The sequence below is a fragment of the Paenibacillus sp. S29 genome (genome assembly GCF_049319765.1).
Lineage (GTDB): Bacteria > Bacillota > Bacilli > Paenibacillales > Paenibacillaceae > Paenibacillus > Paenibacillus polymyxa_B.
The window spans coordinates 18402-32983 of the sequence record NZ_JBMOUI010000015.1 but is presented as its reverse complement, the minus strand read 5'-3'; the positions used below and the strand labels follow the sequence as shown (position 1 = coordinate 32983).

At 46.0% G+C, this 14582-nt stretch carries 13 protein-coding genes; 10 read left to right on the top strand and 3 right to left on the bottom strand.

Annotation, left to right across the window (positions count from 1 at the left end; translation table 11 throughout):
* The first annotated feature begins 71 nt into the window (after positions 1–71).
* The 5 genes from ACL9RM_RS21785 to ACL9RM_RS21765 all read left to right on the top strand — a co-directional run bounded on the left by ACL9RM_RS21785 (position 72) and on the right by ACL9RM_RS21765 (position 4998).
* On the top strand, positions 72–767 hold the full coding sequence (locus ACL9RM_RS21785) for a response regulator transcription factor (protein WP_235308251.1): 696 nt from the start codon (positions 72–74) through the stop codon (positions 765–767).
* Position 768: 1 nt separating this feature from the next.
* The gene (locus ACL9RM_RS21780; protein WP_028541664.1) at positions 769–1824 is read left to right on the top strand and encodes a HAMP domain-containing sensor histidine kinase; all 1056 of its coding nucleotides are present in this window, start codon (positions 769–771) and stop codon (positions 1822–1824) included.
* A gap of 221 nt (positions 1825–2045) precedes the next feature.
* On the top strand, positions 2046–3227 hold the full coding sequence (locus tag ACL9RM_RS21775) for an alpha/beta hydrolase family protein (protein ID WP_250268200.1): 1182 nt from the start codon (positions 2046–2048) through the stop codon (positions 3225–3227).
* A gap of 90 nt (positions 3228–3317) precedes the next feature.
* Positions 3318–4268 carry an ABC transporter ATP-binding protein gene (locus ACL9RM_RS21770; protein WP_039275251.1) on the top strand — a complete coding sequence of 317 codons (951 nt, stop codon included), beginning with the start codon at positions 3318–3320 and terminating at the stop codon, positions 4266–4268.
* Between the two features lie 13 nt (positions 4269–4281).
* Positions 4282–4998, top strand: a complete 717-nt coding sequence (locus tag ACL9RM_RS21765) for an ABC transporter permease (protein WP_250268201.1) — start codon at positions 4282–4284, stop codon at positions 4996–4998.
* A gap of 303 nt (positions 4999–5301) precedes the next feature.
* Here the strand turns inward: ACL9RM_RS21765 and ACL9RM_RS21760 are convergent, their stop codons facing one another.
* The 3 genes from ACL9RM_RS21760 to ACL9RM_RS21750 all read right to left on the bottom strand — a co-directional run bounded on the left by ACL9RM_RS21760 (position 5302) and on the right by ACL9RM_RS21750 (position 7250).
* Positions 5302–5595 (bottom strand): hypothetical protein, encoded by a 294-nt coding sequence (locus ACL9RM_RS21760; protein ID WP_414126546.1) that lies wholly within the window; start codon positions 5593–5595, stop codon positions 5302–5304.
* A gap of 265 nt (positions 5596–5860) precedes the next feature.
* The gene (gene hslO, locus ACL9RM_RS21755; RefSeq protein WP_069291826.1) at positions 5861–6742 is read right to left on the bottom strand and encodes an Hsp33 family molecular chaperone HslO; all 882 of its coding nucleotides are present in this window, start codon (positions 6740–6742) and stop codon (positions 5861–5863) included.
* A gap of 31 nt (positions 6743–6773) precedes the next feature.
* On the bottom strand, positions 6774–7250 hold the full coding sequence (locus ACL9RM_RS21750) for an RrF2 family transcriptional regulator (protein ID WP_250268202.1): 477 nt from the start codon (positions 7248–7250) through the stop codon (positions 6774–6776).
* Between the two features lie 243 nt (positions 7251–7493).
* Here ACL9RM_RS21750 and ACL9RM_RS21745 point away from each other — a divergent pair, with 243 nt between their 5' ends.
* From ACL9RM_RS21745 to ACL9RM_RS21725, 5 genes are all read left to right on the top strand, one after another.
* Positions 7494–8507 carry an LLM class flavin-dependent oxidoreductase gene (locus ACL9RM_RS21745; protein WP_061831380.1) on the top strand — a complete coding sequence of 338 codons (1014 nt, stop codon included), beginning with the start codon at positions 7494–7496 and terminating at the stop codon, positions 8505–8507.
* A gap of 265 nt (positions 8508–8772) precedes the next feature.
* Positions 8773–10842, top strand: a complete 2070-nt coding sequence (locus ACL9RM_RS21740) for a bifunctional aldolase/short-chain dehydrogenase (RefSeq protein ID WP_250268203.1) — start codon at positions 8773–8775, stop codon at positions 10840–10842.
* A 244-nt stretch (positions 10843–11086) separates the two neighbouring features.
* A complete protein-coding gene (gene rhaI / locus ACL9RM_RS21735; RefSeq protein ID WP_069291829.1) occupies positions 11087–12307 on the top strand; it encodes an L-rhamnose isomerase in 1221 nt (406 codons plus the stop codon).
* Complete coding sequence (gene rhaB, locus ACL9RM_RS21730) at positions 12304–13779, top strand: rhamnulokinase (RefSeq protein ID WP_250268204.1); 1476 nt, start codon at positions 12304–12306, stop codon at positions 13777–13779. Before rhaI ends, rhaB begins: the two co-directional genes overlap by 4 nt.
* Before the next feature lie 20 nt (positions 13780–13799).
* On the top strand, positions 13800–14558 hold the full coding sequence (locus ACL9RM_RS21725) for a DeoR/GlpR family DNA-binding transcription regulator (RefSeq protein WP_250268912.1): 759 nt from the start codon (positions 13800–13802) through the stop codon (positions 14556–14558).
* Positions 14559–14582 lie beyond the last annotated feature (24 nt).

Genomic DNA, 14582 nt, shown 5'->3' with positions numbered 1-14582 from the left:
CAATTCGAGTCCATGCGGCTCTTGTGTGTTATATAAATGCAGTCCATTTAAAGAGGTTGGGAGGTATAAAGATGCCAAAAACGATATTAGTTGTAGACGACGATGAAGAAATCGTAAAACTCATCACAAAGAGTTTAAGGTACGAGCAATTTGCAATAATTTCGGCATGTTCCGGGAAAGAAGCCTTATCTGCATTGGAAGAAAATCACATTGATTTCATCGTTCTTGATATAGTGATGCCTGATATGGATGGACTTGATGTCTGCAGAAGTATCCGAAATTCTTATAATGTCCCAATTCTGTTTTTAAGTGCGCGTGATAAGGACATTGATAAAATCGTCGGGCTCGAAATAGGAGCAGACGATTACATGACCAAACCTTTCAGTATTCAGGAGCTTGTCTCCAGGATAAAGGCTCACTTCAGAAAAGTAGACAGGCTTTTTAAAGAGTGGGGTGAACTTAGTCCCAGTAACGAAAAGGCGGATGCTCCGCTCATTTTGAACGATAAGACGTTTGAAGCATTTCTGAATAGCAGGAAGCTCGACTTATCAACGAAGGAATTTCAGATTCTGTCTATCCTCATGCGCCACCCCAATCATGTATTGACTCGTGAGCAGATATATGAAAACGTCTGGGGAGACGAATACGGAGAAATAAATACCGTAACGGTTCATATAAAAAATATCCGTAAGAAACTTGGTTCTGAATATGACTTTATTAAAACAATATGGGGCATAGGATATAAATACACGGAAAGAGAGCAATAGTATGAAACTGAAAATAAAGCTTCCTCTTTTGTTCCTGCTGATGTTTATAATATTCATGTTTTCGATTGGAATGTATCTGAAGCTTGTCTTTGCAGTATATTCCCCTATACGCAGTTCATTGCTGGACTCGCGATATATAGCATTGCTCCTGCCCATATTTGCAATTGCCTGTTTCATATTTATTATTCTGATTATCTATATTCATTTTTGCATAGAGAAACCCATTCAGCTTCTGAATACCAGGCTTGAAGAAGTAAATATTGTACATCCACTGCCTCCGCTAGCTCTGAGAAGTAATGATGAGATCGGAGAACTTTATAAGCACTTCAATAAGATGGAGCATCGGCTTCAACTCGCGCACAAAGAGCAGATCGACATGATCGCGGCAATTGCCCACGACTTGAAAACACCCTTGACATCTATTAATGGTTTTACTGAACTGCTGGCTACACACAAGGATTTACCAGAAACTGAAAAGCAGGAATATTATGATTTGATTCAAAGGAAGTCAGGATATATGGTCGAACTCATCAATGATTTCTCCAGTTTCACCAAAGAAAAACTGGAGTTGGAATCTATGGTAGCTAAACCTGTAAAAGCTTCAAAATTATTCGAAAACATTGCCCTTGAATATGAGTATGAGTTGGCGGGACTTGACAACGAGCTTACTTGCCGCCATTCATTCACGGAAAATATATTGCTGATGGTCAATGAACCGATGATACGTCGGGTTTTCGGCAACCTCTTTAGCAATGCTGTAAGATATGGAGGGAAAAATAAACTGAAAGTGTATATGACCGGATACCCGCTAGGACAGTATGCCTTTTTTCAAATCGAAGATAATGGAATTGGAGTGCCGGATAAGGATATATCTTCTCTGTTCCTCAAATTTTTCACTGTGGATAAATCGCGGCAAATCCAAAAGGGCGGGCTGGGTCTAGGTCTTGCAAGCTGTAAATCCATTATTGAACATCATAGGGGCGAAATTTGCGCCTACCCTTCCGAATATGGCGGTTTGGGGATAAGATTCAGCCTTCCCTTGGCCGCACAACACTGATTTTATTTTTGCACATTTTCTTTTACTACAGGAGTTAAAGGCTGCTGCCAGGTGTGAACACCCAGGCAGCAGCCTTTTTTGTTTTTTCAGCGGTTTATAGTTTTTTATATTCTCTTTATAAACATTTATTTTTCTTTTAAAGAAGCTTTATCTTTGTGTTGTAAAAATTACTTGTAGTAAAAAAACTACAATCACTAGAACTGGAAAAGGAGGATGTTGCAATGTCAATTGAGTTCAGCCGTTGGCCCAATCACTACATGATGTCATACCAAGTCACCAAAGCTTTGGGTATGGCAAGCCTCGGTGCTACGGACGTCACCGAGATCTACGAGGCCTGCAAAAAAATCGACCCCGATGACAAGGACACGTGGCACAGGGAATGGCTCATAACGGCTCAGGCATTGGAAAGACACGGCAAGGAGGCCGAAACGGCTGGAAACTGGTATACAGCACGAAACTGCTACATTCGTGCCTGCAATTACTACAGAATTGCGGAATATGCGGTGATGGATGATGACACCGAGAAAATCCGTGTATTTAAGAAAGTAAATGAACTCTTCGAAGCTGCCGGAAAGTACTTCGATGTCCAACCGGAGAAGATCCAAGTCGATTACGAAGATGTCAAGTTGGATGGTTACTTCTTCTCCCCTTCCTGGATAAAAGGTCCGAAGCCGACCCTTTTTGCTCTCAACGGTGGCGACGAGTGGTCAATTGAAAACTATTTCTGGCTAGGTCCCGCTTTTATTTCGTGTGGATATAACTTTCTGGTCTATGACCAGCCTGGGACCGGCCTCTCGCTGTACGAAAAGGGAAAAGGAAGACGAGCGGACAGTGAGGCTTTCCATTCCCGGGCAATCGACTTTCTTCTAACGCGGCCGGAAGTCGATCCCGATAAGATTATCGTGCACGGGGAGAGTTTTGCGGCTTACGACTCGCTGCGATTCGCTTCGTTCGATCACAGGATTGCTGCCGTCATCTCCGACGGCGGTACGCACGCCTTCGACTGGGATGCCATGCTTAAATGGATGCCGCCGAGTCTGGCCGCACACGGCATGAGAATTCTGGGGGCAAAAAGCTTGGAGGATTTTGCGGAGAATCCGCGTTTTGCCTATGATCTTGAGGGCGTGCTCCACCAGATAGAATGTCCGCTTCTTGTAATGCACGGAGCGGAAGAGATATTGGTTCAGCCAAATCCGCTGACACAAGCCTTGAAGAATTACGAGCAAGCGGGTTCGAAAAACAAGACGTTCTACCCGATAGAGGATAGACGACTTGGCGGATTAGAACACTGTCAGGTAGACAACATCAACGTGCTGCATGAGGTAGTGCTGAATTGGCTCTGCTCAATTGGGCTTGGGCCAGCCTCGCCTCGCTTAAACGATTGCCAGGACATCATAAAGTAGATATATTGAAAAATTTCTGATTGAGCTTGTTCAGGAGTGTCGTACTTAGAATCCTGAATAAGCTCTCTGTTTATGGAGGAGTTGAAGGCTATGAGTATTTTATCAAAGGAAAAAAATGGCGGAACGCCCGCCATACAAATTGAGGGAGTGCACAAAAAATTTGGCGACTATATCGTATTGAACAATCTTTCGCTGGAGGTGAGCCGAGGAGAGATATTTGGATTTTTGGGACTGAATGGCGCTGGAAAGACAACGACCATAAAGATGCTCTTGGCGATGCTCAAGCCAACCTCCGGCAAGCTCTATATGTTAGGTGAAAAGGTCGATGCCGGAAACTATAAATTATGGGACAAGGTTGGATATTTGGAGGAGGCTACTTTTTATCCCGATTTAACTGTAGTTGAAAATCTTGACATAGCACGACGCATGCAAGGGGTGCCTGACAAAGATTCCGTAAATCGGGTTATCTATAAGTTGGGGCTTGAGCTGCACAAACAGAAGAAGGCAAAGAATCTTTCTCTAGGAAACAAACAACGCCTGGGACTTGCGAAAGCAATGATTCACAATCCGGAAATTCTAATATTGGATGAGCCGATAAATGGCCTCGATCCCGCAGGCGTGGCGGAGATACGGAATATGTTATATAACCTAGCGAAAAATTTCGGCGTAACTGTTTTTATATCCAGCCATCTGTTAGAGGAACTCTCGAAAGTTTCCACACGCATTGGGATTATTCACAATGGCCATCTTGTTAAAGAAGTCGCAATGGATAAGCTGGAGCAATCGTTACAGAAAAACTTAGTGGTGAATGGCCGCGACAAACATGCCTTAAAGGAGGTGCTTGAAGAGCATGGATATGAATTTGAGGAGATAATAGACGGCTATATTAAACTAACCGATGACCACGCTGCGGATAGTCCTGAACGACTGGCCGAACTGCTGGTTAAATCCAATCAACCGCCAACATTGCTTCGAGTAATTACGGAGGATTTGGAAGGATATTTTCTCCGCACAATTGGTATGACAAGGGGGAATATATAAGGGGGAATATATAATGAATATTTTTTCTGTCTTACATTGTGAGATTCGCAAGATTATCCGCGCCAATGTGTTTTGGTTGGTATTTCTTATTTTTGCATTTGGGCCAATCATGATGGGAGTCGGAATTATTTTATCCAGTGACGCCGGCGGCATCAATTGGAGAATGTATTTAACCGAATTGCTTGATAGTCTTGCCCCGCTGGGACTTATCGGGTACACCTTTATCGCGGCATGGGTATTTGGACGAGAGTTTTCGGATAAAACAATTAAAGATTTGCTTGCAAAGCCCGTTTCCAGATCGAAAATTGTACTGTCCAAATTTCTTGTAATTTTAGCATGGAGCCTATTACTTTCCATGTATATGTTTGCCATAGGTTTTACCGTGGGGGGTATTCTAGGAGTTGCGGGCGGGTTAGCTTCTTTTATTTGGAATATCTTCTTTAAATTCATTATAACATCGCTATTGTTTATTATTGTTACCACACCAGGCACTCTTCTGGCCAATGTGAGCAAGGGATACTTGGCACCATTAGGACTCATCCTGATAATCGTCATTCTCTCAAATGTTTTGGCCTCTTTTGGATTCGCCCCCTATTTTCCGTGGACCATCCCGTCGGTATTTCAAAGCACCGGGTTTTTAAAGTTGAGTAGTATAATCATTCTTGCGTCTACGGGAATAGCCGGAATAGTCGGAACATTTGCCTGGTGGAGATTTGCCGAGCAGCAATAAACGCGCTACATGCACTGAGTTGTAGATATATCAATTATGAAAAGGAACAACAATCTCTCCGCTGCTCGCACGTTCATATTTGACGATAAACTAAGCGCTGGATTGGAGAGTGTACCACAACCGAAGCAGTTCAAAACGCGCGTTTCAAGGGTTGAAACATACACACAGCCCATTCTGGAGGGCAAAGGGTTGAACGATTAGAACGGACAAATGGATCGGATAGTCAAGAAATACGAAAGGCGAGGAACATCTGCCGAAGAGCAGGTGTTTTTTTGCTTAGAATTACAGAGGGAGCAGTAACCCTTAAATTATGAGGGGGATATGATGTGTCCTTATGCTGAATCTGTTTCCGGTGTTCACCGGCATCGGGCTGATCATTCCGTTAATGCCGAAATTCATTAATGAACTGCGGATTGCCGGAAGATGTGTAATGCTCCCATTGAGCCAGTGGACTTCAACGGTAAGTTGACCGACCAGCTTTTCTAGGCGCTCCTGTTTGCTTTCGTATTCCTTTCTCATCTTGTCCGCTTCACTCGTCCCTTTCTCGAACACCATAGACGCCCGGCTCAGAAACTCGGCTTTCCACCAGCTAATCATCACGGACTCATTTCATATTTGGCGGCAATCTCGTTCACGGTCTGCTCTTCCTGCAAGACCTCCAGCACAATCTTCGTCTTAAAATTTCCTGCGTATCTTTTTCGAGCATAGCGCACCTCATTTCAAGTGATTGGAATAATATAACATTATCACTTACATTATGAACAAGTCTACCGTGTTTAGGATTAAGAAATCATCGGAAGCATTGGGAAAGAAAAAAGCTGTTCCCCAGTAGCTAAACCTACTTTTTGGGAACAGCCCATATTTAAATGATGTTTGTTTCCAGCATGCCTTCGAGATCTTCTTTGGTAAGATGGTAGTGTGCGTTACAAAAGTGGCAATGAGCTTCAGCCTGCCCATCGGTATGGATCATATCTTCTATTTCCTTATTCCCTAAGCTGATAATGGCATTGGTAACGCGCTCTTCTGAGCAGGGACAATGAAATTGCACAGGCATGGTTTCCAGTATGTTCAGGTTGCTTTCTCCCAAAATCTGACCCAGAATCTGCTCTGGCGTAAGACCTTCCATGACCATTGCGGAGATGCTTGGAATGCTCTCAATGCGTCTCTCGATAAAACTGATAACCTCCTCCTGCGTATCCGGCATCAGCTGAATAATAAAACCTCCAGCCGCCTGAATAGAGTTATCCGGGTTAACAATAACTCCCGCTCCTACAGAAGAAGGAATTTGTTCGGATTGGACGAGATAAGATGTGAAATCCTCCCCCAGTTCACCCGAAACGAGAGGGACTTGTCCAACAAATGGGTGTTTTAAGCCGATATCTTTAGATACAATTAGCGCTCCATCTGTTCCTACAGCTCTGGCGACATCTAATTTCCCTATCTGATTAAGCTCAAAATGGGTTTGTGGATTTTTTACATAACCTCTAACTTCACCTTTGGAGTTGGTATCGACAAGAATAGTGCCGATAGGTCCGCCGCCATTAATCCTGATCGTCAGTTTATCCTCATCTTTAAGCATGGCTCCCAGCATGACGCCGACCGTCATAGAACGTCCCAATGCAGCCGATGCTGTGGGCCAGGTATAATGACGCCGTTGAGCTTCACTTACCGTTTCCGTTGTTCTCACGGCATAAGCCCGTACCTGGTTATTGTAGGCAAGAGCTTTTACTAAATAATCGTTCATGTTCATATTCCTTTCTGTTCATTAGAGTTCTTTACAAGACCATTTTTTCCTGAATCCAGTTCTCCAAAGAAGTCATTTTGTCATCATATCCTTCTTTAAAAAAGTCAGCGGATAGTGACGCGATGGTTTCTCTTTTCAGAACGGCTTTCCAGGAGGCTTCCGCTTCTTCCATCAAATTTGCCAGTAAACAACACTGATCGTCTTTCTTTAATTCAAGCATATCGTTGTAGATACCGCTGGAAGAATAGAGAGTCTGTTGTCCTTCAATCGCCAGATAAATATCAAATACCCGTATATCCTCAGGTTTTTTCTTTAATTTGAACCCGCCCTTGACACCAGGTACAGAAGTAATCAAATCGGAGCTAACCAATTTACGTAACAGTTTATGAAAATAAGTAGGCGAAGCACCTAACTGCTGGCTAATGGCCTCACCAGGTAAAACAGCTTTGTCCGGCAGCATCGTGAGTAGAAGAAGCGCGTAGACAGATTGTTCGACACCTGTTTTCATATGCACTAGCAATCACCTCAATATTTATAACCAGGCTAATATGGATAATGATTATCCATATAAATGCATGATAGACGAGCTTCTCGTAAAAGTAAACTGTTTTTGAACAAAACTAAAAATTTAAATCATTTGCAATTTATAACGGGACACATTATCATAATTGATGCATCAATTGATGGGTCAAAGAATTAAGGCGTTGAGGAAAATTCATAAAATAATATTTTGACAGGGGGTTTATATATAATGACTACGCGTAACGTTGCACTATCTATATTAGATCTTGCACCTGTCCTTGAAGGCGGCACTCCTGCCGATTCCTTCCGTGACACGGTGGATCTTGCCCAGCATGCTGAACAATGGGGGTACCATCGGTACTGGCTAACGGAGCATCATAACATGCAGGCGGTCGCCAGTGCGGCTACGTCCGTGATCATCGGGCATGTAGCTGCACATACAAACAAAATTCGGGTCGGTTCAGGCGGTATTATGCTGGCTAACCATGCTCCACTCATGATTGCAGAGCAGTTTGGAACCCTAGAGTCGCTCTATCCGGGACGAATTGATCTGGGACTTGGCCGGGCTCCAGGCACGGATCAACCTGCGATGAGGGCACTGCGGAGAGGACTTCACAGTACTGGGGAAGATTTCCCCGAGCAATTGAATGAGCTGCGTTCTTACCTGAATCCAGCACTGAACGGAGCCGTTCCGGGAGTAAGGGCGATTCCTGGAGAAGGGCTGGACATTCCCATCTGGTTACTGGGATCAAGCGGATTCAGCGCACAGCTGGCAGGTCAGCTTGGGCTGCCGTTCGCGTTCGCCAGCCACTTTGCCCCGGCTCATTTGCTTCAGGCTCTGGAGTTGTACCATCGCAATTTTCGGCCATCCAAAGCACTGGATAAGCCATATGTGATGGTCGGTGTTAATGTGCTTGTTGCAGATTCTGATGAGGAAGCAAAATGGCTCTTTACTTCACAAGAACAGCAGTTTCTAAATGTGCTGCGCGGGCACAGCGGAGGACTGAAGCCACCAGTGGATGACATGGAAAAGCTATGGAGTGAGCACGAGAAGGAGATGGTTCGTGGTAATATGCTGGGGTATTCAGCCATCGGCAGTCCTGACACCGTCAAGCAAAAGATGGATTTGATAATCGACCAGACGAGAGCCAATGAGTTGATTACAACCTCTCAGGTATATGACCATCAGGCGCGCCTGCGCTCGTACGAGCTGCTAGCCAAAGTGATGCGTATAGTTGGGTAATTAGATGAGTTAAACGAATGAGGCCGTGCCAGAAAGGTTCTTATAACCGATTCTGACATGGCCTTTATTTTGTGCGTGGCCATGATCGTTTACCAAATGAATATATCCATTTTTTTAGATGGATAAAAATTAAAATTTATTTTTGATTATTTTTGTATTACTCATTTTCAAATTAAAACAAAAGTGTTATAGTCTCCATAAACAAAGAAAAACCACTGTAATAAAGCCTTTCAAAACTAAAACTGAACTTGGAGGTCTTTTTCCTATGGTACAAAGTCTGTGGATTTCTTCACAAGCATCTGAGCAGAAAAGCACGCTGGAAGAGCTCGTATACCGTTCTAACCTGATTGGCACAGATAGGAGTGTGTGCAACTGGGGAGGCGGTAACACTTCGGCCAAAACGATGATACAAGATTTTCGTGGGCGTGAAGTAGAAGTGATGTACGTTAAGGGCAGCGGTTCCGATCTCGCAACAATGAAAGCGCATAACTTCACCGGGCTTCGTATGGAGGATATTCGTCCTTTATTTGAAAGGGAAGATATGTCTGACGAGGATATGGTCGCATATTTGGCGAACTGTATGATAGATGCCAAGCATCCACGGGCTTCAATTGAGACGCTATTGCATGCTTTTCTGCCTTTTACACATGTCGATCATACACACCCAGACGCGATTATTAGCTTGTGTTGTGCGCACAACGGTAAGGAAATGGCTAAGGAAATCTTCGGTGACCGTTTTGTATGGGTGCCTTATATCCGTCCTGGCTTTAAGCTGTCGAAAATGATTGCCCAAGGTGTAATCGATCATCCACAAGCTGAATTGGTATTGATGGAAAAGCATGGTCTGGTTACGTGGGGAGACACATCCGAAGCGGCTTATGCCAAAACAATCCAAATCATTCAAGAAGCAGAAAGCTATATTAAAGCTCGTCAAGAGGAAAAGCAGGCGTTTGGAGGCGTAAAATATAAAGCGCTTACTTATGAAGAGCGCCGAAGCATTGCTTCCCAAGTTATGCCATCCGTCCGGGGTGCAGTCAGTGATGAGAAAAAGATGATCCTCACCTTTGATGACGCGGAGGATGTGTTGGAGTTTGTGAACGGCCGAGATTCTGCTGTTTTATCCCAGGTTGGGGCAGCATGCCCGGATCATCTGGTTCATACCAAGATGAAGCCACTCTATGTAGATTGGACACCGAATGTGGAGGACGTAGAGGGCTTGAAAGTTAAGCTCGCTGAGGGTATAGCGGCCTATAAGGAACAGTATCAAGCTTATTTCGAGCGCAATCGGTATGAGGGAGATGTTATGTTTGAGGCTGCGCCACGTGTAATTTTGATTCCGGGTATTGGTATGATCAACACAGGAAAAAGCTGGAGCAACGCGCAGGTAAGCGGCGCCTTGTATCATCGTGCTATTGCTGTCATGCGAGGAGCAACGGCGTTAGGAGAGTTTGTTTCACTCAGCGAGAACGAGTCATACAACGTGGAATACTGGCCGCTGGAGCTTTATAAGCTGTCACTCGCACCAGCAGAAGCTGAATTTTCCCGTAAAATTGCGTTCATTACAGGCGGTGCAGGCGGGATTGGCAGTGCAACCGCACGTCGCTTGGTGGATGAAGGTGCACATGTCGTACTGGCAGATCTGAATCTGGAAGGCGCGCAAAAGGTAGCCGCAGAGATAAATAGCAGCTACGGAGAAAACCGTGCCATCGCCGTAAAAATGGATGTGACGCAGGAGGAGCAGATTCAGGCTGCCTATGCAGAAACGGCATTGACCTATGGCGGTGTAGATATCATTGTCAACAATGCAGGCCTTGCTACATCCAGTCCGTTCGATGAAACATCGTTAAAGGAATGGAATTTAAATGTGAATGTGCTGGGAACGGGTTATTTTCTGGTTGCACGAGAAGCGTTCAAGCTCATGAAGGAGCAGACACTTGGCGGCAGCATGGTGTTCGTCGGTTCCAAAAACTCGGTCTACGCAGGTAAAAATGTAACAGCCTATAGCTCGGTCAAGGCGCTGGAAGCACATTTAGCCCGTTGTATTGCCGCAGAAGGTGGTGAATATGGCATCCGTGTGAACACCATTTTGCCGGATGCCATTCTGCAAGGCTCGGCAATTTGGAACTCCAATTGGCGCAACGAGCGCGCTGCCGCCTACGGCATCGAGCCCGACCAACTGGAGGAGCATTACCGCAAACGGACGACGCTGTTGGTCAACATTTATCCGCAGGATATCGCTGAGGGCATTGCCTTTTTCGCCTCATCCAAGGCAGAGAAAACGACAGGCTGTATGCTGACCATCGACGGTGGCGTCCCCGCAGCCTTTACACGCTAGCCGAATTAAAATGAACCTATGTAAGCCACATGACGATAGTTTCGAAGGGTTGTAAAACACTTTGGAAAACACGTAAATAAGCAATGTAACGTATTTACGTGTTCTCATCCTTTATATACACACTAACACTTTAAAAATAGAAGTGACTTTATGGGTGGTCAGCAGCGGAGCGATCGGAAGAACAATCCGCACGCGAAGCGGCCTCCCCCCCGTAACTCACTTTATTTTCCAAGGAGGAACCACGATGAGTGACAAAGCGTACGCCTTATTCGAGGAGCAACAGCAACAACGGGGCATTGACCTGGAGCAAGTAAAGGCAAAGCTGAAAGCGCTTAGCATAGAAACACCATCCTGGGGATATGGCGACTCAGGTACACGGTTTAAAGTCTTTCAGAAAACAGGCGTCCCGCGTGATCCGTTCGAAAAGTTGGAGGATGCCGCGCAGGTTCATGCTGTGACAGGCTTATGTCCATCCGTTGCGATCCACATTCCGTGGGATACAGTGGACAATTACGGCAAGCTTCGCGGTCATGCCGAAAGCCTCGGTTTGCAGATTGGGGCCGTGAATCCCAATTTGTTTCAAGATGAGGACTACATGCTCGGCAGTGTCACCAATGTAGACCCGGCCATCCGCCGTAAGGCCATCAACCATTTGCTGGAATGCGTGGATATTGCGAAGGAAACGGGCTCTAACGATTTTAGCTTATGGTTCGCAGACGGAACGAATTATCCCGGTCAGGGGGATATTCGCAAACGGAAAAATTGGATGCTGGAAGCGCTCAGTGAAATGTATAAGGCGCTCACACCTGACATGCGCATGCTGATTGAATACAAGGCGTTCGAGCCAGCCTTTTATCATACGGATATTGCCGATTGGGGCATGGCGTACAATTACGCAACCAAGCTGGGGCCGCAGGCACAGGTGCTGGTGGATACAGGGCATCATCTGCCGGGAGCCAACGTGGAGCATATTGTCGCGTTTCTAATTGATGAGCAGCGACTAGGTGGGTTCCATTTTAATAGCTATAAATATGCAGATGATGATCTGATTGTAGGTTCTACCAATCCGTATGAGTTATTTTTGATCTTTTATCAAATTTTAAATGCCGCTCAGGATGTAGAAGCTGATATCCGCCAAACCGTGGACAAAATCGCATACTTGATTGATCAGTCGCACAATATTGAATCCAAAATCCCGGCCATGATTCGCTCCGTGTTGAATGTACAGACTCAATATGCAAAGGCACTCTTGATTAATCATGCAGAGGTGGAAGATGCAGCAAACCGCCAGGATGTGCTGGGTGCAGAGGATGCTGTACGCCAGGCGTTTGAGTTTGATGTGGCACCATTGCTCAGAGCGATCCGTGAAGAGCAGGGATTACCTACAGACCCGATGAAAGCCTACTTGGCATCTAATTATGGCACGCAGATTTTACAAAGAGGCAAGGGCGGTGCAAGCTGGTGAGTATCCTCGCTTATGATTTGGGGGCAAGCAGTGGCAGGGTTCTACTCGGAGAATTGATAGATTCACGTATCGTGGTGGAGGAAATCCATCGCTTTTCGAATGAACCGGTCAAAGTTGGGGAACGTCTGCACTGGGATCTGTTGCGTCTGTATCACGAGGTTCAGCAAGGATTGCTCAAAGCCAAACATATGGGAGTGAATCCGTCCAGTCTTGCGATTGACTCTTGGGCGGTCGATTTTGGATTGATTGGGGAAACCGGAGAACTGCTAGGCAACCCTTATCATTATCGGGATTGGCACACCCATGGGGTGATGGAAGAAATACAGGGACGGCTAGGGAAAGAGTCCATTTTTCAGCGTACAGGCATTCAGTTTTTGACGTTTAACACGATTTATCAGCTGGCTGCTATGCGAAATGCGAGTTCACCATTGCTGGAGCAGGCAAAGCATTTCTTGATGATTCCAGATCTGCTGCGGTATTTTCTGACAGGTGAAATGTACAATGAGTTTTCGAATGCGACCAGCACGCAATTATATAATCCGTTGCAGCAAAAATGGGATGAAGAGCTTTTGTCTGGAATCGATATCCCCCGTTCCTGGTTTGGTGAGGTCCTAGAACCAGGAAATGTTGTAGGAACGATCCGCTCGTCGGTCATGACCGATCTGGGCATTGGAGCGATTCCTGTGATTGCAGTAGCAGAGCACGATACAGGATCTGCTGTGGCTGCCGTACCTGCGCTGGAGCGCTCGTTTGCGTACTTAAGCTGCGGAACATGGTCCCTGATGGGAACGGAAACGGCACAGCCTGTAATCAATGACGATACGCTTCGTTTTAATTTTACGAACGAAGGTGGGGTTGGTCGAACTTACAGGCTGCTTAAAAACATTATGGGCTTGTGGATTTTACAGGAGGCGCGCAGAGAGTGGAAGCGGCAGGGATACTCCTATTCCTTCCCCGAACTGGTTCATATGGCAGAACAGGCTCCAGCATTCACTTCTTTGATTGATCCGGACGATGAACTGTTCCTGCACGCCGGGGAAATGAAAACACGTATCCGCCAATATTGCCGCAACACTGGGCAGCCGTTGCCGGAGACGCCGGGAGAGATTACGCGCTGTATTTTGGAGAGTCTGGCGTTAAAGTATCGTTACATTTTGGAGCTTACGGAACGGGTGTCAGGACAACGGTTTAATGGTTTGCATATGGTCGGAGGAGGGATTCAAAATCGCTTGCTGTGCCAATGGACGGCCAATTCAATTCAAAAACCCGTGTGGGCTGGACCCGCAGAAGCGAGCGCAATCGGCAATCTTGCGGTACAATGGATGACACAGGGAAAGTTCGCCGATATATGGGAAGCACGCCGGGTCATCGCGGATTCTATTTCCGTGGAGGAATATGAACCTGCCGAGTCAGAAGCGTGGGAGGATGCCTACGGGCAATTCCGGCGAGTGGCGGGACTTTTTGTACATTAAAGATGTGGAGTGAGATTGCCATGCTGGTCGCAGAAAGATATGAGATGATTGTGCAGCTCGTTAATGAAAAAGGAAGCATACGGGTGTCCGAATTGAGTGAGTTGTGCAAAGTAACGGAGGAAACGATCCGCCGTGATCTGGACCGCCTGGAGCAGGCGGGACGACTGCGCCGTTCGCATGGGGGAGCGGTCAGTGTCAAAAACGAGCAACCTGAAACGCCCTATGCGGTACGGGAAATTATGAACGCAGAGGAAAAGCGTAGGATTGCCGAAGAAGCGGTCAAGCAGATTCAGCCGAATGATCGTATTTTGCTGGATGCTAGCACAACCGCCTGGTATATGGCGTCCAGCTTACCGGATATTCCTTTGACAATATTAACAAATTCGATTCGGGTAGCTACAGAGCTGGCGGGTAAGGAAAAAATCGAGGTCATTTCGACGGGGGGGCAGTTGCTTCAACGCTCGTTGTCATATGTAGGCCCGCTCGCAGAGCGTTCACTAGAAACCTATTATGTGGATAAATTGTTTTTCTCCAGCCAAGGGGTTCATCTGGATCGCGGTATTAGCGAATCGAATGAACTGCAAGCTCGCTTGAAGCAGAAAATGGTCAGCATTGCAGACCGTGTGATTTTACTGGCGGATGCGAGCAAATTTGGGCAGCAGGCGTTTACGCATGTCGTGAACCTGTCGCAAGTGTCCGAGATCATTACAGATTCACGGTTGTCGAACCCGATTCGCAGTCAACTTGCGGAGCTGGCGATTCCAGTTACAGTTGTATAAAGCGGGGAGTTTCCAAGGTGAAGG